Here is a 20,448-nt window from a genome sequence, read left to right as displayed (position 1 = left end):
GTCGACATGGATGTCCGGGCACTGCCGGGTGCCACCTCGTAGGGGAGGCGGCGTGATCCGCATCATAATCGGACACCTCGCCCGCAGGAAGGCTGTTCGCGGCAGTCCGCACCGCGTTCACGTCCGGTCGGCAGCAGAACGGCTCGGGCCGCTCGTACCGCTCGGGCCGCTCGTACCGCTCGCGCGGCCCGTACGGCTCCCAGGGCGCGACGGAGGGCGGCGCCCCCCGTGACACGGGGGGCGCCGCCCTCACGGCATCCGAGGACCGCGGTCGGTCAGTGGCCGAACAGGTGCCGCACGTGACGGTGCCGCGGTGTGGCCGCCGTCTCGGAACCGTCGGCGCTGTCGGCCGCCGTGGAACCGCCGTACGCGTAGTCGGTCCCGGTGTCCCCGGCCGGTGCGGCCGTGGTGTCCGCCGTCTCCAACCGGGCCGCCAGCGCGTCACGTTCCCTGGCGTTGTCCTTCGCGGCCCTGCGGGCCTCGGTGAGCTTGCGGGACTTGCGCCGGTGGCTCACTCCGCCGCCCATCGCCATCGCGGCGCCGAGGCAGAAGATCAGGGCGAGCGCCAGACCGGCGCAGAAGATCTGAAGGGTGTTCATGGTCGCGATGGAGTGCCCGAGCACCGACACGTTGTACTCGGGACCTCCCGACGTGTTGTCGGCGATGGCGAGGCCGGTGAAAGCACCGGCACCGGCCAGGAGCAGCAATCCCAGGACCAGCATTGCGGTCACCTCCGATGGTGAGCTGCGTACCCCTCGGCTACCCGCCGGACGGCATCACATACGTCCCGCCCGTATCGGCCGCCGATCGCCCGCCGCACACGCCGCACGCGCCGCCCCGGCGACGCGGCGCGTCACCGGGGCCCGTCACCACGCGTCACCGCCCGCCACCCGGGCGTGCGCGCGGCGTCAGTGCGTCGGCGGGTAGCTCACCACGTCCACCGGGACCGTCGCCGAGCCCTGCGCCGCCGCGCCGTAGTCGTTGATGACGTGGTCGATCACGCCGTCTCCGTTGAGCGAGACGGTCAGCAGGTCGTGGAACCGTACGCCCGGGCGGTCGGGCACCTCGAAGCTGTGGGCGTTGTGGATCGTCGGGTCCACGTTGAAGAAGCAGTAGCTGCCAAGACCCCAGCCCTCGTGGTGCCGGACCGAATCCGCCACCTTGTACGCGGCCCAGCCCGCGACGCCGTGATGCCCGTAGGCGGCCTGATTCGGCGGGTCGTACGGCAACTCGTTCTGGAACATGACCGTCCGGCCGTGGTCGCCGTTCCAGATGACGTTGTACTTCTGGTAGTGCTCCACGAACAGGCCGGTGGCCAGGACGTGGTCACCGTTGACGACCACGCCGGTCTCCGCGGTGTTCACCGTCCAGCCGACGCCCGTACCGTGATCCGCGCGCCAGGCCCAGATGTGGTCGAGCAGCACATTGTCACTGTTGACGACCAGGCTCGTGGTGGCCTTGCCCGCGCCCGCGCCGCCGATCCGGAAGAACACGTCCTGGAGCGAGGTCGGATCGCGCGGGTCCGTACGGCCGCCGCGCCTGCTGCCGACCTCCAGCAGGGCGGGGGAGTTGGTCTTCCCCGCGTCGAAGAGCAGCCCCGCGACGCGGACGCCCTTGACGTCCGCGACCGTCATCGGCACCGCTCCGCCGACCGGCGTGAGGGTGGGGAAGCCCAGACCGAGCACCACTGTGCCCGACCACTTGACCTTGATGGACTCCGCCAGCCGGTAGACGCCCGGCGTCAGGAGCAGGTGCTTGCCCTGCGCCAGCGCGCGGTTGATGGCGCGCACCGAGTCCGTGGGCTTGGCGATGAAGAACCGGTCGATGGGGACCGAGGTGCCCTCGGTCGTACCGCCGGACCAGGACGCGCCGACCGCAGCGTGCCGCAGCGACGGCAGGAACACCCGGTAACGGCCCGCCGAGTCGACGTACAGGAAGGGCTTCTCGCGGCTGAGCGGGCTGGTGGCCAGCGTCGTGTACGGCGGGTCGGGGAAGGACTGCTCGGGGGCGCCGACGACACCCGCGAAGACCTGGTTCCACACGCCGTTGGACCAGGAGCCGACCGAGCTGTCCCGCGTCAGCCACTGCTGCTGCGAGGCGTTGATCACCTGCCCGTCCACCACCGAGTCGGCGATGAAGCCGCCGCTGGAGTAACCGCCCTGCCGGGGGAAGAGGAAGAGCTGGCCGCGGATGTGCACCCGGCGCAGCGGCGCGGCCTGCGACACCGCCCACCAGTTGATGCCGTCGGTCGGGTTGACCGCCAGATTCTCCGCCGAGCGCCAGAAGTTGGTGAGGGCGCTGTCGCCGCCGCCCGGCTGCGCCTGCCCCTCGACGCGCACCGCGCCGTTGATGGTCACGTCGTCGGGCGACAGCCCGAGGCCCGCGACCGAGGTGTAGTAGCCGAGTTGCGCGTCGACGTCGTACGTGCCCGGCTTGAAGAGGAAGGCGTAGCGCTGCGTGCCGAATTCGTTGGCGACCTGTACGGCGGTGGCCGCGTCCAGCGCGGCCTGGATGTCGGCGGCGGGCATGCTCGGGTCGAAGACGGTGACGTTCGGGCCGAAGTCGGGTTCCGTGGACGGCGAGTGGCCGCCGGGGGAGTGGGAGCCGGGGGAGTGCGTGCCGGCCGACCGCGCCGCGGCGGGGGTCGCGGCACCCGCCAACGGCACCACACCGGCGAAAGCGGCCGTGGCGATCAGCGAACGGCGGCTCAGACCGCCGCGCTCCCCGGATATGTGCTGCGACTGCGATGGCGCCTGCGGCTGCTGCGAGTTGGGAAGTGCACTGTCTGCGGCCCTGAACGAAGACATGAGCTACGACCACCTTCTGACGGCGAGGGGGGAATTGAGAGCGCTCTCTTGGAGACGTACCCTCGCGGGCCGCGCGACTGGGTGTCAAGCACGAAGAGAGCGCTCTCTCGCAGCGAATCGGCTGGTGACTCCACCGGGTTCACCGGCACACCACTGGCCTCAGGAGTGCCGCCGCGGCCACCGGCGGACGGGTCGTCAGACGGTCGCGAGCGAGATCTCCGTCGACTTGATCAGGGCGGTGACGGCGGTGCCCTGGGCGAGTCGGAGGTCGACGGCCGCGTCCTTGGTGATCGCGGAGGTCAACTCGCCGCCCTCGACGGAGATCTTCACCGCCGCCATCGCGCCGCCCGTGGCGATGTCCGTGACGGTGCCCGGCAGTTGATTGCGGATGCTGAGCCCCGAGACCGGGCCCGTGGCAAGGGAGACCTCGGTGGACTTCACCAGGGCGCGGACCGCCGTGCCCTCGGCGAGGCCGAGTTCGTCCGCCGCCTCCAGGGTGATCGCGGCGGTGATGTCCTGGCCGCCGTCCAGCCGTACCTTGACGGTCGCCATCACCTCGCCGGGGGTCACGGACGCGACGGTGCCGGGAAGTTGGTTGCGGATGCTCAGGCTCATGGGGATACGCCTCGATCTCCGTATGGAATGTCGGATTTGCCGGGTGCGGCTCTGGCACTCTAACCGGGCGCCGTACGCGCGCCGGGGCGCGAACCGGCCCGGCGCGTCCGCCGTGTCGCCGCCGCCTGCCGCCCACCCCCGTGCCGCCCGCCTCTGGCGTCCGCCGGAGTCCGTCGGAGTCCATTGAGGGGCCGCCGTGTCGCCGCCCGTGGTGTGCGGAGCCGGGTGGCGGGCTGCGCTTATTGTCTTCCCCATGCAGTCCTACACGATCGGCCAGGCCGCGCGGCTCCTGGGCGTCAGCCCCGACACGGTCCGCCGCTGGGCGGACGGCGGCCGGGTCGCCACCCACCGCGACGACAACGGCCGCAGGCTCATCGACGGCCGTGACCTGGCCGCGTTCTCCGTCGAGATCGCGCAGTCCGACAGCGCGGACGAGGACGCCTCGTACACCTCGGTCCGCAACGCCTTCCCCGGCATCGTCACCGCCGTGAAGCTCGGCGACGTCGCTGCCCAGGTGGAGATCCAGGCCGGGCCGCACCGGCTGGTGTCCCTGCTGACCCGCGAGGCCGTCGAGGAACTGGGCCTGGAGGTCGGGATGCAGGCCACCGCCCGCGTGAAGTCCACGAACGTGCACATCGACCGGGTCTGATCCGCCGCGCCTTCGTCCGCGCCACCGTCGCGCCTCAGCGTGTCGTCGCGCCCGCTGGTGTCAGCCCGCCCACCGTCCCGAGGTGAAGGCGACCGTGAGGACGGTGGCCAGCGGCGCGGCGACGCACACGTACGCCGTGGTCAGCCAGGGGCGCCGTACGCTCCAGGCGGCCAGCCCCGTCCACAGCGGCCACCACAGCAGTGAGGCGCGCGGCACGGACATGTACCAGTACGAGGTGCCCAGCGCCCACAGGCTGAGCCCGAGGTAGACGGCCTCCGGCCAGCGGCGCCGCTTGAGCAGCAGGCAGAGCAGCGCCAGACCGACCGCCATGGCGACGAGTTCGAACTGGAACAGCAGCGCGTACGGCGTGGCCTGCGTGTGGTCGAAGGCGCCGTCCCAGGTGTGCCGCCACGCCTGCCACGGCGAGTGGAACGTCCGGTACCAGCCGCGTTCCTCCGCGTGCTTCCAGGCCATCCAGTCGCCGGTGCGCGCGTGCAGATACCAGGCGTAGACGAGCGCGGGCAGCGCGGAGAGCGCCGGCCAGTGCAGCAGCCGCAGCCGTTTGGTCAGCGGCCCCGAGGTCAGGAGCTGGACGACGAGCGCGGCGCCGAGGAACAGACCGCTGATCCGGACGGTGGTCGCGGCGGCGGCCAGCGCGGCGGCGAGCGGCCAGTTCCCGCGCTTGGCGGCCAGCCAGCAGGGCAGCGCGAAGGCGAGGAACAGCGCCTCGGTGTACCCGGCGGCGAGGAAGACCGCGCAGGGGGAGAGCAGCAGGAAGAGCACGGCGCGCGATCCGGTGCCGTTCCCGTCGTCCGGGAGCCGGTCCGCGCCGCGCCCGGCTACGGACGTACGCGCGGACCGGCCGTCCAGCGCGGCGATCCGGGCCAGCGACAGCACGGCGACGGCCCCCGCCACGAACGAGATCAGCAGCCCCGCCGCGGTCCAGTCGCGTATCAGCAGGTGCACGGCGCGCAGCAGCAGCGGGAAGCCGGGGAAGAACGCCTCGCGGTTGTCGGGTGTGGCCGCGCCGCTGCCGAGAACGGCTCCCGGCACCGGCGCCGGGAAGTAGCCGTCGCGCGCGATGTGCAGGTAGTAGCCCCAGTCCCACTGCTCCCAGCGGGACATCATCGAGGGCGCCCGCTGTGCCTTGCCGTCGCCGGTGAACAGCCGCCCCGTGCAGTACGCGGTCGTCCAGACGCCGACCCGCGTGAGCGCGTACAGCCAGAGCACGGCGCGGTCGGTGGGGCCGAGGCGGGGGAGCGGCAGACGCCCCGGGAGCCGGTGGCGGAGCGGGACGGTACGGTCCGGCGGCTCGGGCGGTACGGGGCGGGGCGCGGTCGCGGGCGGGGAGAAGGCGCTCTTGGGCATGGTCGTGCTCCTGAGGGGGCTGCCACGGACCGCTCGGGCGACGGCGCGGGCGACGACGTACGGGTGACGGTTCCGGGCATGCCGGACTGCCCGGCCGACCGGTGCGGCCGGGGCGGGGTGCGACAGGGGGAGTGTTTAGCGGGCTGTCGTCATGTGGACCGTGCCGGTCGGCGGGTAGGTCCGGACCGGGTAGTCGGAGGTCGCGGTCGACGACGGGAGGCCGTTCGGGCCGGTGGTGGCGGGCCCCGGGCTCGTGGCGGGCGGGACGGCGCCGCCGTCACCGGGCAGCAGCGTGACCAGCGACGCGGTCGTACCGCCGATCAGGACGCAGGCCACCGCGGCGACCGTCGCGAGCCGCTGCCTCCGCTTGCGGTCGCCGCGGGCGCGGACGACGGTCGGGGGCGCGGGCGTCGCCGCGCGGTGACCGTCCGCCGCGGCGTTCTTGAACGCGGACCTCAAGCGCTCCTCGTGGGTATCAGGCACCAGGGGGCTCCTCTGCGTGCGGTTCCGGCAGATGCTGGGCGAGCGTGGCCCGGCCCCTGACCAGGTGCGTCTTGACGGTGCTGCTGGACACACCGGTCTCCGCGGCGATCTGGTCGACGGACAGGTCGCACACGTAGTGCAGGGTGACGCTCCGCCGCTGTCCTGGCGGCAGTTCGCGCAGCGCGGAGACCAGGGCGACCGTGCCGGGGCCCGGTTCCTCGACGGACGGCGGGCCGCCGTACCGCTGCCACGCCTCCTCCGAGCGCCGACGGCCGCGCCAGCGGCTGACCGCGAGCCGCCAGGCGACCGTACGGATCCAGCCCTCCGGGTTGCCGTCCCTCGCGAGCTGCCGCCGTCGGCTCCAGCCCCTGACGAACGCTTCCTGCACCACGTCCTGCGCCTCCGGCAGATCGCCGAGCATCACATAGAGCTGACCGGTGAGCCGTCTGACCGCGTGGGCGTAGAACTCTTCGAACTCCTCAGCGGTCAACAACAGCTCCCAGTTCTCTTCGGCCTCATCACGCATACGCCTGGGGCCGGACGTCCGGTCGACATCCACGGGAGAGAATCTGCTGTGACGGCCGCCACATGAGGTGGCGGCGCGCCGTGGCCGCTACTCCGCGGCGGGCGACTCGGCGCGTTCCTTGAGGCCGCGGGCCTCCATCTCCAGGTACCTGCGGGTCAGGCCGCCCGCCACCAGGCCGACCAGGCCGGACAGCGCGCCGCGCTGGGTGAGCACCAGGGTGAGGCGGGTGCCGTCGCCCTCCGGCTCGACCAGGTGGTCGCCGCTCGTGGTCACTCCGGGACCCGCGGACCGCCATGAGAACCGGGAACCCTCGTCCAGCGCCGTGACCGTCCACACCGCCTTGCGCAACTTGGGCTGCTCGACCGCGAATCGGCGCCCGACGGCGACGACGTGGTCCGCGCTCCCGCTCCGGCTCGCGCCGTCCGCGTCGAGCGGGCGGACGGAGGTCATGGACGCTGTGAGAGCGGGCCAGTCCTCGACGGCGACGAGCACCTCCCAGACGCATGCGACGGGAGCGTTGACGGTGATCGAGGTCTGGTAGGTCGGCACAGGGACTCTCCCTCGCGGTCGCGTGGCTCCGGCAGGAGACAGACTCCCACGCGCCCCTCGTACCCCGCCGGGTAGCATGGCGGTCTGCGGCGCTCCCCGGAGCACCGCGCGGCGGTGGGGCCCGCCGTACCCGAACCACGGCGACACAGCCGTCAACGGTCCCTACTTGCGACGCGCGCACGCCAAGCTTGGGCGTGCCCGGTGAGTAGGAGACGAAGGTGGCAGAAGTCCGGCCCGTGACGCCCGACGAACCCGTGGACCCCGACATCGATCTGCACGACCCGGCACAGCGCGAAGCGTCGCGCGAGGGCCAGGCCCCGGTCGTCGCCGTGGTCGCGGTCGGCGGCGCGGTCGGCGCGTGCGCCCGCTACGGGGCCGCGCTGCTCTGGCCGACGGCCTCCGGCACCTTCCCGTGGACGACGCTGATCGTCAACGTCGTCGGCTGCGCGGTCATCGGTGTCCTCATGGTGCTGATCACCGACGTCTGGAACACGCACCGTCTGGTGCGGCCCTTCTTCGGCACCGGCGTGCTCGGCGGCTTCACCACCTTCTCCACCTACGCCACCGACATCCGGGCCCTGATCGACGGCGGGCAGGCCCGTACCGCGCTCGCGTATCTGGCGCTCACGCTGCTCGCCGCCCTCGCCGCGGTGTGGCTGGCGGCGGCCGTGACCCGGCACGTGGTGCTCGGGCGGCTCGCGGACCGGGCCGAGCGGGCACGGCGGGCCGACGAGGCGGAGGCGCGATGAACTGGCTGCTGGTCATCGTCGGGGCCATGGTCGGCGCTCCGATGCGCTACCTCACCGACCGCTCGGTCCAGAGCCGGCACGACAGCCTCTTCCCCTGGGGCACCTTCACCGTCAACGTCGTCGGCTGTCTCGTCCTCGGCGTCGTGACCGGCGCGGTCACCGAGGGCGCCGCCTCGTCCCAGGTCCAGGTGCTGCTGGGCACCGGGCTGTGCGGCGCCCTCACGACCTACTCGACCTTCTCCTACGAGACGCTGCGGCTGGCCGAGAGCGGCGCCCGCTTCTTCGCCGCGGCCAACGCGGTGGCGAGCGTGGCGGCCGGGCTCGGCGCGGCCTTCGCCGGTACGGCGCTGGCGCGGGCGCTCTGGGGCTGAGCCGCGGGGTTCGTCAGCGCGCCGACAGCACGCTCATCAAGTGACGTACGGCGCGGGGCAGTTGGGCGCCGAACCGCTTCGTGTCGACATGGGGCGGGGGTTCGGGTGAGCCGCCCGCGTCCGTCGGGCGCTCGCCCGCGCCGATCCACTCCTCGGTGGCGCCGGCCTCGATCGAGAACACGGCGCCGCCGTGCAGGACGTCCACGGTCTGGCTCGTGGAGTCACCGGTGAGAAAGGCGCGGTCGCCGAGGCCGGTGACCGGCCTGCTCGTCCGCGGGTCGTGGACCATGACCACGCCGCTGCCGGCGGCCGGCTCGGCCGGGTCGGCGTCCCGCGCCTTCAGCCCGTCCTCGAACTCCGTCCGGGGGTCGGTCTTCTTGTGCAGGTCGACGCTGACCGAGATGGTGTACGAGGTGATCCAGCCGTCGTTCTCCGACGTGTTGCCGACCAGGCGGCACGCGATGTGGTCGAGCGTCCTGCCGACGTTCATCGGTCCGGGGATCTCGCTCATCGAGGACAGGCCGATCATGTCCACGAGGGGCTGGAGCGCCGCCACGGTGCACGGATCCGCGAGGCGGTATCCGTGCAGGTCGGGCGGGGCCGTACGGCCGTAGTCGGCACCCCGCAGCGCACCGGCCCAGGCCGCCGACGCGACGACGGCCCCGGCGAGCGCCCAGACCCAGGGCCCGCGCCGCCGGCGCACACCGGACAGCCGTCCGCCGCGCGGCTCCCGCGGCCGGTCGTCGTCGCCGATGACATCGACGGGCCGGTCGTCGCCCGACCCGTCCGTCAGCTCGGGCTCGGTGATCACGCCGCCCCCCTCGTCGCGTTGGGGCCACCCTATGGCGGGGGCACGGCGCGCGGACGGGGGACGGGCGTGATCCGGTCAGCGGTCCAGGTACGACAGGAGTTCCCGCGCGGCCGGTCCTGGCCGGTCGTCGTCGGGCAGGGCGACGGAGACCGGCCAGCCCGGGTCCTCGGCGCCGGTGATCGGCACGGCGCACAGCGATGCGGCCGACTCCTTGCGGGCGATGGGGCGCGGGACGACCGCGATGCCGAGCCCGTAGCGGACCAGGTCGATCACCGTGTGCACGTCGTACACCTCGAGGGCGACCTGGCGGGAGGCACCGCAGGCGGCGAAGGCCCGGTCGGTGAGCTGCCGGGCGCCCCAGTCGGCGTGGAAGTCCACGAAGGTCTCGCCGTCGAGGTCCGCCCACTTCACCTGCGGCTCGCCCGCCAGCCGGTGGCCGGGGTCGCAGAGCAGCACCATCGGCTCGGTGGTCAGCGGCAGCAGGCGTACGCCCTCGGGCGGCGCTCCCGGCAGGGTCACGAAGGCGACGTCGAGATGGCCGTCGGCCACGTCGCCAGCGAGCACGGTCGAGCCCGCCTGGCGCAGCCGGACCTCGACATTGGGGTGCCGGGCGCGGAAGCGGGCCAGCAGGTCGCCGATGTCGATGGTCACGCACTGCTCGATGCCGACCGAGAGGGTGCCGCGCAGGAGCCCCTGCACCGCGGCGACGGCCTCCCGCGCGGCGCGGGCGCCGGCCAGCGTACGGGTCGCCTCCACGAGCAATGCCCGCCCGGCGCCGGTGAGTTCGACGCTGCGTGTGGTGCGGACGAACAGCGGCGAGCCCAGCTCGCGCTCCAGCGCGCGCACCGAGGCGGACAGCCCGGACTGGGAGACCAGCATGCGCTGGGCGGCCCGGGTGAAGTGCCGCTCCTCGGCGACCGCCACGAAGTATTCGAGCTGGCGCAGTTCCATGATTCAGCACTCTAGCTGCTGAATCGGGCCCCATTGTTCCAAGCCCGGACGGAAGGCGGCGGTCGCGGCCTGTGGCCGCATGGGGCGGGAGGGGTGGTCCGTGCGGGGGTGACGAATGCCACCCGCCACCCTTGACGTGCTCGGAAGGCGACGGCATTCTTCCATCATTCGGTATTCAGTTACCGAGGAGTGGAATCAAGCGGAGGAGTGCGCGATGACCGCCGTCCCGGCCGACGCGGACCGGCCCACGCCCAAGGCGCCAGGGCTCGCGGCTCGGCTGCGCGCCTCCATCGGCGCGGAGAAGGTCCTCACCGACCCCGCCCAACTGCGCACCTACGAATGCGACGGCCTGACCAACTTCCGGGTACGGCCCGCCGTCGTCGTCCTCGCCGAGCACCGCGACGACGTCGTGGCGGCCGTGCGGCTGTGCGCCGAGGCCGGAGTCCCGTTCGTCGCCCGCGGCTCCGGTACCGGGCTGTCCGGCGGCGCCGTCCCCGTCGCCGACGGCGTCCTCATCGTGCTGTCCAGGCTCCGCCGGATCGTCTCCGTCGACCCCGACAACGCCCGCGTCGTCGTCGAGCCCGGCGTGATCAACCTGTCGGTCACCCGCGAGGCCGCCCCCTACGGCCAGGCGTACGCGCCCGACCCGTCATCGCAGCAGGTCTGTTCCATCGGCGGGAACGTCGCGGAGAACGCGGGCGGCGCGCACTGCCTCAAGTACGGCTTCACCGTCAACCACGTCATGGGCGCGGAAGTCGTCCTGCCCGACGGCGAGGTGGTGCACCTCGGGGGCACCGCGCCCGAACACCCGGGCCTCGACCTGCTCGGCGCGTTCGTCGGCAGCGAGGGCACGCTCGGCGTCGCCACCGAGGTCACCGTCCGCACCATCCAGGCGCCCGAATCCGTACAGACCATGCTCGTCGGCTTCCACACCGTGGAGGACGCGGCCGGAGCGGTCAGCGACATCATCGCGGCGGGCATCCTGCCCGCGGCCATCGAGATGATGGACGCCCTCGCCATCGAGGCGGCCGAGGCCGCGGTCAACTGCGGTTACCCGCGGGGCGCGGTCGCCGTTCTCGTCATCGAACTCGACGGCCCCCACGTCGAGGTGGACGAACAATTCGTCCAGGTCGAGCAACTGGCCGCCGCGCGCCACGCGTTCGAGACCCGCATCGCCCGCGACGCCGCCGAGCGCGCCCTGATGTGGAAGGGCCGCAAGTCCGCCTTCGCGGCCGTCGGCCGGATCAGTCCCGCCTACTACGTCCAGGACGGCGTCATCCCGCGCACCCGGCTGCCCGAGATCCTCACCGAGGTCGGCCGCCTCGCCGAGCGCGCCGGGATCCGCGTCGCCAACGTCTTCCACGCGGGCGACGGCAATCTGCACCCCCTCATCCTCTTCGACGACACCGTCCCCGGCGCCGCGCACGCCGCGGAGGAGCTGGGCTTCGCCATCCTCGACCTGTGCGTCGACGCGGGCGGCTCCATCACCGGGGAACACGGCGTCGGCCTGGAGAAGAAGTCGCGGATGGCCCGGCAGTTCACGGACGAGGACCTGGACACCATGCAACTCGTCCGCTGCGCCTTCGACCCCGACAACATCGCCAACCCCGGCAAGCAGTTCCCGACCCCGCGGCTGTGCGGGGAGCGCCCCGGCGTCCGCACCGCCGCCGACACGCACGACCCGGCGCTGGGCGAGGTGTTCTGACATGACCGCACCGCACCGCGCGCGTCCGGACACCGCGCAGGCGGGGGCCGTACGGTCCGAGACCGTCGAACCCGTGGCCGCCGCCGAGGTCGTCGAACCCGCGACCGCCGCCGAGGTCGCCGAGATCCTGCGGAGCACCACCGGCACCGTCGTCCCGGTCGGCGGCGGCACGAAGACCGGCTGGGCCGCCCCTGCCACCTCCTGCGACCTGCTGCTGCGCACCAGGGGGCTGGGCCGGGTCGTGGAGTACGCGCCCGGCGACCTCGTGGTCGTCGCCGAGGCCGGGGTACCACTGGCCGACCTGCAACGACAGCTCGCGGAACACGGCCAGATGCTCGCCCTCGACCCGCCGGAAGCGGGCGCCACGCTCGGCGGGATCGTCAGCGCCAATGCCTCGGGGCCGCGCCGACTGCGCTACGGCACCGCCCGCGACCTGCTCATCGGCGTCACCGTCGCCCTGGCCGACGGCACGCTCGCGCGATCGGGCGGCAAGGTCGTCAAGAACGTGGCCGGATACGACCTCGGCAAGCTCTACACCGGAGCGCACGGCGGCCTCGGCGTCCTGGTCTCCACGACCTGGCGCCTCCACCCGCTGCCACCGGTCACCGGCGCGGTCACCGTGCCCGTACAGGACAGCGCCGAAGCGGGCAGGTACGCCGCGCTGCTCGCCCGCTCCACGCTCACCCCCACCGCAGTCGAACTCAACTGGTCCTCGCGGGCGGGGGAGTTGACCGTGCTCTTCGAGAGCAGCGCCGCTTCCGTACGCGCCCAGTCGCGCGCCGCGATCGCGTTGCTGGGGGCGGGGGCGGGGGCGGGGGCGCACGCGGACGAGGTCCCCGACTGGTTCGGAGCGCGGCCGACCGGCGGCCTCGTCCTGCGGCTTGCCCACGAACCCTTCGCGCTGCCCCGCGTGCTCGACGCCCTCCCGGACGGCGCTTCGGGCACCGCGTCGGCCTGCACGGGAGTGGCGTACATGGCGGTGCCCACCGACACCGACCTCGCGGCGCTGCGGGCGTCGATCGCCCCGTACGACGGCTCCGCGGTGGTGATCGCCGCCGACGACGCGCGCGACGCGCTCGACCACTGGGGGCCGGTCGCCGACTCGTTCGACCTGATGACGCGGGTCAAGGACCGCTTCGACCCGGAGCGGCGTCTGTCGCCCGGCCGACTGCTCGGAGGACTCTAGATGGCCGCTGACACCCCCAACGGGCCCCTTCCGCACGGGAATTCGGCGGACACGTCCAAGGACGCCTCCAAGGACGCCTTCAAGGGCTCCTCCAACGGGTCGCTCCCGGACGGGGGTTCGGCGGGCGCCTCCAACGGGTCGCTCCCGCCACGGGGTTCGGGGGAGCCCCCGGTCCCGGTGCCGCCCGTACTCGGTGTGTCCGTCGCGCCCAGCGCGGGCGCCGCCACCGTCGCCCTCGGCATGCCGGGCAGCGCGCCACCGCCCGGCAGCGCCTTCGACGCCCACCACCCGCCGGACGCGGCGCTCGTCGGGGACTGCGTGCACTGCGGATTCTGCCTGCCCACCTGCCCGACGTATGTGCTGTGGGGCGAGGAGATGGACAGCCCGCGCGGACGCATCGACATCATGAAGGCCGGACTCGAAGGCGACGCTTTCGACGCGGGCAGCGTGCGTCACCTCGACCAGTGCCTCGGCTGCATGGCGTGCGTGACGGCCTGCCCGTCCGGCGTGCAGTACGACAAGCTCATCGAGAGCACCCGCGCCCAGCTCGAACGCCGGGTCCAACGGCCGCGCGCCGAACGGCTGTTGCGCGCCCTGATCTACGGCCTGTTCCCCTACCCCCGCCGTCTGCGCGCCCTGCGCGGACCGCTGCGCGTCTACCAGGCGAGCGGTCTCGGGCGGCTGCTCGCCCGCGGCGGAGTGCTGCGACGGCTGCCGCGCCCCCTCCAGGCCATGGAGTCGCTGGCCCCCAGGCTCGGCCACGTCGACAAGCTGCCGGAACACACCCCCGCCGTCGGCGCCCGCCGCCGTACCGTCGGCCTGCTCACCGGCTGCGTCCAGGGGACCTTCTTCCCCGATGTGAACGCCGCGACCGTACGCGTCCTGGCCGCCGAGGGCTGCGACGTGGTCGTACCGCGACGTCAGAGCTGCTGCGGCGCGCTGTCCGCGCACGCGGGCCGGGCCCCCGAGGCGGAGGGCTTCGCGAAGTCCGTCATCGAGACGTTCGAGGCGGCCGGGGTGGAGACCGTCGTGGTGAACGCCGCGGGCTGCGGGTCCAACCTCAAGGAGTACGGCCACCAGTTGCGCGACGAGCCCGACTGGGCGCGGCGCGCGGAGGCGCTGGCCGCCAAGGTCAGGGACATCACCGAACTCCTCGACGAATTGGGCCCGGTGGCCCCCAGGCACCCGCTCCCCATGACCGTCGCCTACCAGGACGCCTGCCATCTGGCGCACGCGCAGGCCGTACGCGACCAGCCGCGCCGACTGCTGCGGGCCGTTCCCGGCCTGGAGACAAGGGAGTTGGCGGAGGCCGAGATCTGCTGCGGCAGCGCGGGCACGTATAACCTGCTGCACGCGGAGCCCGCACGCGAACTCGGCGAACGCAAGGCCAAGGCGGTCCTGGCGACCGGCGCGGACATCATGGTCACCGCGAACCCCGGCTGCTGGATGCAGGTCGCCACCACGCTGGCCCGCATGGGCGAGCGGCTGCCCGTCGCCCACACCGTGCAGGTGCTCGACGCCTCGATCCGGGGTGTCCCCGTCGACCGGCTCCTGGCCCGGGCACTCGAAGGACCCGGCACCGTCATCTCCTACGCCACCCCCGGGACCCGCGCCACGCGGCGGAGCTCTCGTGAGGCGGAACCGCCCGGGCGCGCCCCGGTCGGCCGATGACGCGTTGACATGCGGTGACGCCCGGAGTTCACTGGCCAGTACGGCGTAGGGCGGTACGCGGCGCGCCTTCGGCACGCCACAGCCTTCAGCTTCCACCGATCTCATGGTGTTCGGGTGGGCGTCGGCACGACACCACGGCCCGGATCACGACCCCGCACGGCAGAGAGAAGTGGCACTTCACATGATGTATGACGCCGAACGCGCACGGCAGCCCGCGACCGGGGCGGAGAATCCGGCGTTCACCGAACGGTGGGCCAAGCGCGAGTCCCGGCCCGAGCCACTGCTGCCGCAGAAGGAGCGCGACGACTCCGCCGCGCTCCTCCAGCGGGCCGCGGGCTCCTTCGGCGAGAGTCCGCGCCAGGCGCTGGACGAGGCCGACCAGGCCCTCGACGCGGCCAGCGGCCACCTCGCCGAGGTGCTGGCCGAGCGGCTGCGCGTCCTGCGCGCCCGCTGGCAGGACGCAGACGGCGTCCCGGACGGCGCCGTGGGCCTGCTGCGCGACTACCGCGAACTCACCGAGCGCCTGCTGCGCCTCTGACCGAGGGCCCGAGGGCCGCGCGAAGCCCGCTGGCGGAGAGCGATTCTCCGGCCCGGCGGGCTTTTGTCGTGACCCCAATCACACCTCGACGCCGGGCGTCCGGCCGGAGCACGGCGCCATTGCCGCTGCTCAGACGAATATTTGCCGCACGGCAATAATCTTCGGCATATGAGGTGTGCGTGCGGGACGGGCGGGCACGCGACGGTGTGAGTAAGCGTCACTGACTATCGGATGACACAACGTCACTACCGCGAATCGGGACGGAAATTGCGATAAAGGAGCCGCGACATGAGTGACAATATCTGGGGCTACGAGCAGACCTCCGGCCACACGGCGGGAACCGACCTGATCGGATACAAGGTCGAGGCGACCGACGGCCACATCGGAAAGGTCGACAAGCACTCCGATGACGTCGACTCCGCATATCTGGTGGTCGACACGGGTGTGTGGATTTTCGGCAAGCACGTACTGCTCCCGGCCGGCACCGTGAGGTCGATCGACGCGGCGGACCAGAAGATCTTCGTCGAGCTGACGAAGGAGCAGATCAAGAACTCCCCTGAGTTCGACAAGGACAAGCACGTCGGCGACGCCGGATACCACCAGCAGGTGGGCGAGTACTACGGCAGCCACCGTAACCGCTGACACAGCGAGCGGCAGGGAAATATGGGGCCGCCCCGGCACTCGCCGGGGCGGCCTTTTCCCGTGGGCACGTGAATTCCGTGGGAGCGTGAAATGCCCCCGGGGGTTTGTCACCGCACGGGCATCGCACGCTGGCATCTCACGGCATCTCACGGCATCTCACGGGCGCCTCACGACGGCGGAGCCGTCCCGGTGTAGGGCCGCAACGGAAGCGGCCGGTCCAGCAGGAAGGCCACGAGCGCCGACTCGTAGACCGCGGGCCGGTCGATCGCGATGGCGTGCCCGGCGCCGGGCACGTACACCAGGGTCGCGTCGGGAAGTGTGCGCTTGTAGTCGTAGGTGACCTCCCACTTCTTGTAGTCGCACTCGCCGCGCATGATGAGCGTCGGTATGCGCGCCGTGCGCAGCCGGGGACGCGGGTCCGGCAGGTGCTTGGCGTCGTCGATGGTGAACTGGTTGACGTAGAAGCCCGTGCGGTTGTCCGGGAGCCGCGCCGGGGGCCGGCCGGGGCACTGGGCGGCGGGCAGTGACGTGGTGAGGATCTCCCGGAAGCGCTGGTCGGCCTCCCGGTCGCCGACCAGGTGGTGCGCCGCGTCGGGGTTGACCGACTGGAGCAGGGCCATGGCGATCATCCGGGGAGTGTTGGTCAGCTCGTCGACCCGCTTCCTGGCCTCCGGCGTCAGCCGGTCCCACAGCTCACCGGTCTCGCCGTCGGGGAAGGCCCCGTACCAGAGCACGCCCGGCGAGCTGAGGACGGCCTTGGCCACCCGGTCGGGATGCGCGGCCATGTAGTGGGCGGCGAGCGAGCCGCCCCAGGACTGGCCGACCAGGATGATCTTCTCCGCGCCTATCGCCCGGCGGATGGCGTCCAGATCCGCCACCTGCCGGGCGACGGTGTACTGCGTCACGTCGCGCAGCCTGCTGGAGCGTCCCGAGCCGACCTGGTCGTACGCGTAGACGTCGAAGCCGTCGGCGGCCAGCGCGCGGCCCGCCTGCGAGATGTCGTCATTGGCGGTGCCCGGACCGCCGTGCAGGAAGATCACCGGTGCGGGCCTGGCCGTGCCTGTGGCCGCCGCCTCGCGGTACGCGATCCGGGAGCCGGTCGGCAGCGCCCAGAAACGCACGTCCGGCGGCACTTTCCCGTCCGCGGGCCGCGGCATCGGCCGCAGGACGGTCGCCCCCGACAGCGCCGCGGCCACCACGGCGAGCACGGTGGCGGAGATCACCGCGGCCCGGCGCCGACGGGCGACGCCGAACAGCACGAAGCCGGGCCACGCCACGAGGAAGGTGACGCCGAACAGGACGGCGAGGGCCGCCGCCACCAGGAGCGGGACGGAAGCGGTGGCCGCGCCCGCGCCGACGAAACCGGCCACGGCCGCGGCGAGCCCGAGAACCGCGGCCACCAGAAGAAGCAGGACGCCAGCGGTGCGGCGTAGGAGTGTCTGTGCCATGTCGGAAACGCTATGAGCGCCCCTGGCCGCGTTCCTCCTGCTCAGGGGCCGGATCGACAGGGGGGCGCGACGGCCGGACGGCGGGGACCGACCCCGCCGTCCGGCGGGGTCGGCGTACGCCCGGCCGGATCAGCCCCGACTCGTACGCGGCGATGGTGGCGTGGACGCGGTCGCGTACGCCCAACTTGCCCAGGACGACGGCGACATGGTCCTTGACGGTGGCCGCGCTGATGCCGAGCGCCTCGGCGATCTCCGCGTTCGTCCCGCCGCGCGCCACCTGGACGAGCACCTCGGTCTCCCGGGGCGTGAGCGCGGCCAGCGGCGCCGCGTCGTCGGGACCCGGCGCGGACGTGAAACGGTCGATCAGACGGCGGGTGATGCCGGGGTCCAGCAGGGCGTCCCCCGCGGCGACGACCCGCACCGCGTCGATGACGCGCTCGGGTTCGGCGTCCTTGAGCAGGAACCCCGCGGCCCCGGCCCGCAGCGCGGCGAACACGTACTCGTCCAGGCCGAAGGTCGTCAGCACCAGGACGCGGGTCTGCGGCACGTCGGCGGTGATGCGCGCGGCGGCGGCGATGCCGTCGAGCCTCGGCATGCGGATGTCCACCACCGCCACGTCGGGGCGCAGTTCGGCGGCGAGGGCCACGGCGGCCTCCCCGTCGGCGCACTGGCCCACGACGCTCAGATCGGCCTCGGCGTCGAGCACCGCGGCGATACCGGCCCGCACCACGGCCTGGTCGTCCGCGACCGTCACCCGGATCATGCCGGCACCACCTCGGGAAGCCATACGCGGACCGTGCCGTCGCCGGTCGTCGCGAGCGTACCGCCGACGGCGTCGGCCATCGCGTGCAGCCGCCGCAGCGACGGTCCGGCCGGGGGTCGGCGATGGACGACGACCTCGACCCCGTCGGCCGCGTAGTGCACGGTGACCCGCGCCTCGTCGGACATCAGCGCCTCCGCCGACCGGTAGGCGGCGACCTCCATCGCGGCCGGAAGCGACCGCACGCGCCCGGTCAGCCGGGCCGTCGCGCGGTGCCTGGCGGCCAGGGCGGCGATGCCCGCCACCGTGGGCGGCGGTACGTCGTCGTCGGCGTCGAGCGGTTCGCGGACCTCGGTCAGCAGCTCACGCAGCGCCCGCAGACCGCCGCGCGCCTCGGCCAGCACCTGCGGCAGGTCGGCGGCGTCGGCCGCGGCCACCATGGCCGCCACCGGGCGGCGCGCCGTGGCGCGCAGTTCGGCGGACAGCCGCAGCCGTTCGGCCCGCGCCGCCTCGGCCGCCGCCCGGTTCAGCGCCGCTCGCCGGGCGCTCTCGCTGTCGGCTCCGGTGCGGCGGCGCCCGCAGGACCGGACCCCGCACGCCCAGACGGCCGCCGCGGGCACCGCTGCCAGCGCGCCGAACACCGCCCAGCCCAGCGCGACCCGCCGCACGTCCTCGCTGACCATGGCCAGCCCCGCCACCGCGGCGACGCCGAGCACCGCGGGCCAGGTCCGCCGCGCGCCCGGGGCGGTCGGCGCGCGGGCCGCGACCGAGTACAGCAGCACCAGATCGCCCCACCAGCACCACAGCAGCAAGTCCGTGGTGTGCGGCGCGGTGACGCCCAGCCGGTCGCAACCGAGCCACAGCAGCACCACGGCCGAGGCCGCCAGCAGGCCGCTTCGCGGAGCCGTACGCCGCCGGGCGAGCGGCAGCGCGTGCAGGACGAGCAGGGCGAGGAGCGCGATGTGGCCGGTGACCCCGGCGCCGCCGGGGAAGACGTCGGGGCCGCCGCCGGGCACCAGAGCGGCACCCAGCGGAACCGCCAGGGCGAGCAGGGCGAGGGCCGCGTCCAGTGCCGCGGGGCCGCGCCGACCGGACCTGAAACGGGCGCTTTCGCGTACGGCGGTCGGCCCGGTCGCCAGCGGCAGCCGTGCGCTGACCCGCCACCCCGTGCCCACCGGGCCCGCCGTCAGCCGCCCGCCGTCGGCCGCGACCGCCTCGGCCAGCGCGGTCAGGCCGGTGCCGCTGCCGAGGTCGGCGACCGCGAGCGCGCCGCCGCTGTCCCGCACATGGACGACGAGGTCGCCGCGTTCGAGGGCCAGCCGCACCTCCACCGTCGCTCCGGCCGCGTACCGGACGGTGTTCGTCAGCGCCTCACGGACGACGCGGAAGGCCAGCGAGGCCGTGGCGGGCTCCACCGCGGGCTCCAGGGCGGCGACCGTGCGGGTGTAGCGGACGCCGGGGAAGGCCGCCACCAGGGCGTCGACCTCCTCCAGACGGCGGGGCACCGCGAGCGCGTCGGCCAGCGCGTCGAGTTCGAGGAGCGCCAGCCGCCCCTCGTGGCCCGCGTGCCGGGTGGCCTCAGCCATCAGGTCCTCACGTCCGAGCCGCAGCGCGGCGGCGGCCGACACCGTGACACCCGTCAGCCGGTGCGCCACCACGTCGTGCAACTCGGCCGCGAAACCCCGGCGTTCACCGCGCGCGGTGTGCCGGAGCAGGTCGGGCGCCCGCCGGGCGTACTCCTCCCGCGCGGAACCGAGAGCCCGGCGCCATCGGCGGGACCGGCCCCGTACCCATACGGCCGCCGCGCCCGCACAGGCCAGCAGGGCGCCGGCCGCCACGATCCGCGGCTGCGCGCCGTGCCACAGCACGAGGCAGCCGACGGTCAGGGCGGCGAGGAGCGCCCCGAGCGCCGACGCGCCCGCGGTACGGCGCAGGGCCAGTGAGTACAGCGCGACGAGCACCGCCGCCACGGTCACCGGCGCCCAGGCCAGGACCCGCGAGACATCCGCGCCCACCACGGCGGCGACCGCGGCGGCCAGGGCCGCCGCCGGGGCGGCACGCCGGAGCGCCATCGCACCGAGGGCGACCGCGACGGCCGCCGCGGCCAGCGCCGTACGGACCGGACCGGGCGACGCGTCCCGCCCCAGCGCGGCCACAGCCCACCAGAGCGCCTGAAGGACAGCCAGGATCCCCGGCACCAGACGCGCCGAGCGCTCGCGATGCTCTCCCATGGCCCGGAGATTACCGGCCGGGCGACGCCCAGAGCGGAGGGTTCGGGCCCGTACGACGCCACGCGGCGCGGACGCGGGGCGAGCCTTCCGCCGATGCCGATCAGGTGCCTGGCGCCGCAGCGGTCGCAGATGCCGCCGTCTCGGGTGCGGCTGGGCGGCCGAAGCGAGGGGCGTGCCCTCCGGGGGGAAGAGTGCCTGCGCGGGTGATCGCCCTGCCACGAGTCAGAAGAGCGGTGGCTCGCCGCGGGCCCTGCGGCAGACGAGCCAGGAGCGGATCCCGGCCCTGCTGCTCGCCCGCGGGCCGCCGCACCGCGCCGGGTCGGCCCGCCATGCGGGCGTGTCCCGGACGACGGCCGCCACGATCGTCAGCGGTCTGATGGCCCGTGTC

The 20,448-nt window shown here is 73.6% G+C and carries 20 protein-coding genes; 8 read left to right on the top strand and 12 right to left on the bottom strand.

The window, feature by feature from the left end:
- Nucleotides 1–275 precede the first annotated feature (275 nt).
- The 3 genes from ACIP4Z_RS13900 to ACIP4Z_RS13890 form a co-directional block, all read right to left on the bottom strand.
- Nucleotides 276–722, bottom strand: coding sequence for a hypothetical protein (locus tag ACIP4Z_RS13900; protein WP_401307550.1), 447 nt, complete (start codon nucleotides 720–722; stop codon nucleotides 276–278).
- A gap of 186 nt (nucleotides 723–908) precedes the next feature.
- A complete protein-coding gene (locus ACIP4Z_RS13895) occupies nucleotides 909–2,807 on the bottom strand; it encodes a coagulation factor 5/8 type domain-containing protein (RefSeq protein WP_401307547.1) in 1,899 nt (632 codons plus the stop codon).
- Nucleotides 2,808–3,002: 195 nt separating this feature from the next.
- On the bottom strand, nucleotides 3,003–3,422 hold the full coding sequence (locus ACIP4Z_RS13890; RefSeq protein WP_355335071.1) for a TOBE domain-containing protein: 420 nt from the start codon (nucleotides 3,420–3,422) through the stop codon (nucleotides 3,003–3,005).
- A 253-nt stretch (nucleotides 3,423–3,675) separates the two neighbouring features.
- On the opposite strand from ACIP4Z_RS13890, the gene ACIP4Z_RS13885 reads away from it, so the two are divergent.
- Nucleotides 3,676–4,071, top strand: coding sequence for a molybdopterin-binding protein (locus tag ACIP4Z_RS13885; protein ID WP_188283203.1), 396 nt, complete (start codon nucleotides 3,676–3,678; stop codon nucleotides 4,069–4,071).
- 60 nt (nucleotides 4,072–4,131) lie between these two features.
- Here the strand turns inward: ACIP4Z_RS13885 and ACIP4Z_RS13880 are convergent, their stop codons facing one another.
- The 4 genes from ACIP4Z_RS13880 to ACIP4Z_RS13865 all read right to left on the bottom strand — a co-directional run bounded on the left by ACIP4Z_RS13880 (nucleotide 4,132) and on the right by ACIP4Z_RS13865 (nucleotide 6,997).
- Nucleotides 4,132–5,439, bottom strand: coding sequence for a hypothetical protein (locus ACIP4Z_RS13880; RefSeq protein WP_401307542.1), 1,308 nt, complete (start codon nucleotides 5,437–5,439; stop codon nucleotides 4,132–4,134).
- Nucleotides 5,440–5,574: 135 nt separating this feature from the next.
- Nucleotides 5,575–5,922: a hypothetical protein gene (locus ACIP4Z_RS13875; protein ID WP_401307539.1), complete on the bottom strand. Its 348-nt coding sequence runs from the start codon at nucleotides 5,920–5,922 to the stop codon at nucleotides 5,575–5,577.
- Nucleotides 5,915–6,448 (bottom strand): SigE family RNA polymerase sigma factor, encoded by a 534-nt coding sequence (locus tag ACIP4Z_RS13870; RefSeq protein WP_355335065.1) that lies wholly within the window; start codon nucleotides 6,446–6,448, stop codon nucleotides 5,915–5,917. Before ACIP4Z_RS13870 ends, ACIP4Z_RS13875 begins: the two co-directional genes overlap by 8 nt.
- Nucleotides 6,449–6,535: 87 nt before the next feature.
- On the bottom strand, nucleotides 6,536–6,997 hold the full coding sequence (locus tag ACIP4Z_RS13865; RefSeq protein WP_401307536.1) for an SRPBCC family protein: 462 nt from the start codon (nucleotides 6,995–6,997) through the stop codon (nucleotides 6,536–6,538).
- 218 nt (nucleotides 6,998–7,215) lie between these two features.
- Between ACIP4Z_RS13865 and crcB (ACIP4Z_RS13860) the strand changes: the two genes are divergently transcribed.
- Nucleotides 7,216–7,746, top strand: coding sequence for a fluoride efflux transporter CrcB (crcB, locus tag ACIP4Z_RS13860; RefSeq protein WP_401307533.1), 531 nt, complete (start codon nucleotides 7,216–7,218; stop codon nucleotides 7,744–7,746).
- Entirely contained in the window at nucleotides 7,743–8,117 is a 375-nt protein-coding gene (crcB, locus tag ACIP4Z_RS13855; protein WP_391162691.1) for a fluoride efflux transporter CrcB, read from the top strand. Before crcB (ACIP4Z_RS13860) ends, crcB (ACIP4Z_RS13855) begins: the two co-directional genes overlap by 4 nt.
- Nucleotides 8,118–8,130: 13 nt before the next feature.
- Here the strand turns inward: crcB (ACIP4Z_RS13855) and ACIP4Z_RS13850 are convergent, their stop codons facing one another.
- Nucleotides 8,131–8,928: a hypothetical protein gene (locus tag ACIP4Z_RS13850; RefSeq protein WP_401307530.1), complete on the bottom strand. Its 798-nt coding sequence runs from the start codon at nucleotides 8,926–8,928 to the stop codon at nucleotides 8,131–8,133.
- Between the two features lie 75 nt (nucleotides 8,929–9,003).
- The gene (locus ACIP4Z_RS13845; protein ID WP_355335053.1) at nucleotides 9,004–9,879 is read right to left on the bottom strand and encodes a LysR family transcriptional regulator; all 876 of its coding nucleotides are present in this window, start codon (nucleotides 9,877–9,879) and stop codon (nucleotides 9,004–9,006) included.
- Nucleotides 9,880–10,093: 214 nt separating this feature from the next.
- Here ACIP4Z_RS13845 and ACIP4Z_RS13840 point away from each other — a divergent pair, with 214 nt between their 5' ends.
- From ACIP4Z_RS13840 to ACIP4Z_RS13820, 5 genes are all read left to right on the top strand, one after another.
- The gene (locus ACIP4Z_RS13840; protein ID WP_401307527.1) at nucleotides 10,094–11,584 is read left to right on the top strand and encodes an FAD-linked oxidase C-terminal domain-containing protein; all 1,491 of its coding nucleotides are present in this window, start codon (nucleotides 10,094–10,096) and stop codon (nucleotides 11,582–11,584) included.
- A 1-nt stretch (nucleotide 11,585) separates the two neighbouring features.
- The gene (locus tag ACIP4Z_RS13835) at nucleotides 11,586–12,770 is read left to right on the top strand and encodes an FAD-binding oxidoreductase (RefSeq protein WP_401307524.1); all 1,185 of its coding nucleotides are present in this window, start codon (nucleotides 11,586–11,588) and stop codon (nucleotides 12,768–12,770) included.
- A complete protein-coding gene (locus tag ACIP4Z_RS13830) occupies nucleotides 12,771–14,441 on the top strand; it encodes a (Fe-S)-binding protein (protein WP_401307522.1) in 1,671 nt (556 codons plus the stop codon).
- Nucleotides 14,442–14,622: 181 nt separating this feature from the next.
- Entirely contained in the window at nucleotides 14,623–14,979 is a 357-nt protein-coding gene (locus ACIP4Z_RS13825; RefSeq protein WP_355335042.1) for a hypothetical protein, read from the top strand.
- A 288-nt stretch (nucleotides 14,980–15,267) separates the two neighbouring features.
- Nucleotides 15,268–15,621, top strand: coding sequence for a PRC-barrel domain-containing protein (locus ACIP4Z_RS13820; RefSeq protein WP_355335039.1), 354 nt, complete (start codon nucleotides 15,268–15,270; stop codon nucleotides 15,619–15,621).
- Nucleotides 15,622–15,788: 167 nt separating this feature from the next.
- On the opposite strand, the gene ACIP4Z_RS13815 is transcribed toward ACIP4Z_RS13820, so the two are convergent.
- The 3 genes from ACIP4Z_RS13815 to ACIP4Z_RS13805 are packed head-to-tail and all read right to left on the bottom strand — an operon-like array spanning nucleotide 15,789 to nucleotide 20,060.
- Entirely contained in the window at nucleotides 15,789–17,069 is a 1,281-nt protein-coding gene (locus ACIP4Z_RS13815; RefSeq protein ID WP_401307517.1) for an alpha/beta hydrolase, read from the bottom strand.
- Nucleotides 17,070–17,079: 10 nt separating this feature from the next.
- Nucleotides 17,080–17,832 carry a response regulator gene (locus ACIP4Z_RS13810; protein ID WP_391162682.1) on the bottom strand — a complete coding sequence of 251 codons (753 nt, stop codon included), beginning with the start codon at nucleotides 17,830–17,832 and terminating at the stop codon, nucleotides 17,080–17,082.
- On the bottom strand, nucleotides 17,829–20,060 hold the full coding sequence (locus tag ACIP4Z_RS13805) for an ATP-binding protein (RefSeq protein WP_401307513.1): 2,232 nt from the start codon (nucleotides 20,058–20,060) through the stop codon (nucleotides 17,829–17,831). The genes ACIP4Z_RS13810 and ACIP4Z_RS13805 overlap by 4 nt, the downstream gene beginning before the upstream one ends.
- Nucleotides 20,061–20,448 lie beyond the last annotated feature (388 nt).

Source organism: Streptomyces sp. NPDC088910 (assembly GCF_044749865.1).
GTDB lineage: Bacteria > Actinomycetota > Actinomycetes > Streptomycetales > Streptomycetaceae > Actinacidiphila.
The sequence above is the reverse complement of the archived record's forward strand: the minus strand, read 5'-3'. Positions and strand labels throughout refer to the sequence as shown.

Coding starts and splice junctions, on each gene's coding strand:
- ACIP4Z_RS13900 (WP_401307550.1), bottom strand. CDS start 722: ATGCTGGTCCTGGGATTGCTGCTCCTGGCCGGTGCCGGTGCTTTCACC.
- ACIP4Z_RS13895 (WP_401307547.1), bottom strand. CDS start 2,807: ATGTCTTCGTTCAGGGCCGCAGACAGTGCACTTCCCAACTCGCAGCAG.
- ACIP4Z_RS13890 (WP_355335071.1), bottom strand. CDS start 3,422: ATGAGCCTGAGCATCCGCAACCAACTTCCCGGCACCGTCGCGTCCGTG.
- ACIP4Z_RS13885 (WP_188283203.1), top strand. CDS start 3,676: ATGCAGTCCTACACGATCGGCCAGGCCGCGCGGCTCCTGGGCGTCAGC.
- ACIP4Z_RS13880 (WP_401307542.1), bottom strand. CDS start 5,439: ATGCCCAAGAGCGCCTTCTCCCCGCCCGCGACCGCGCCCCGCCCCGTA.
- ACIP4Z_RS13870 (WP_355335065.1), bottom strand. CDS start 6,448: ATGCGTGATGAGGCCGAAGAGAACTGGGAGCTGTTGTTGACCGCTGAG.
- crcB (WP_391162691.1), top strand. CDS start 7,743: ATGAACTGGCTGCTGGTCATCGTCGGGGCCATGGTCGGCGCTCCGATG.
- ACIP4Z_RS13845 (WP_355335053.1), bottom strand. CDS start 9,879: ATGGAACTGCGCCAGCTCGAATACTTCGTGGCGGTCGCCGAGGAGCGG.
- ACIP4Z_RS13840 (WP_401307527.1), top strand. CDS start 10,094: ATGACCGCCGTCCCGGCCGACGCGGACCGGCCCACGCCCAAGGCGCCA.
- ACIP4Z_RS13835 (WP_401307524.1), top strand. CDS start 11,586: ATGACCGCACCGCACCGCGCGCGTCCGGACACCGCGCAGGCGGGGGCC.
- ACIP4Z_RS13830 (WP_401307522.1), top strand. CDS start 12,771: ATGGCCGCTGACACCCCCAACGGGCCCCTTCCGCACGGGAATTCGGCG.
- ACIP4Z_RS13825 (WP_355335042.1), top strand. CDS start 14,623: ATGATGTATGACGCCGAACGCGCACGGCAGCCCGCGACCGGGGCGGAG.
- ACIP4Z_RS13820 (WP_355335039.1), top strand. CDS start 15,268: ATGAGTGACAATATCTGGGGCTACGAGCAGACCTCCGGCCACACGGCG.
- ACIP4Z_RS13815 (WP_401307517.1), bottom strand. CDS start 17,069: ATGGCACAGACACTCCTACGCCGCACCGCTGGCGTCCTGCTTCTTCTG.
- ACIP4Z_RS13810 (WP_391162682.1), bottom strand. CDS start 17,832: ATGATCCGGGTGACGGTCGCGGACGACCAGGCCGTGGTGCGGGCCGGT.
- ACIP4Z_RS13805 (WP_401307513.1), bottom strand. CDS start 20,060: ATGGGAGAGCATCGCGAGCGCTCGGCGCGTCTGGTGCCGGGGATCCTG.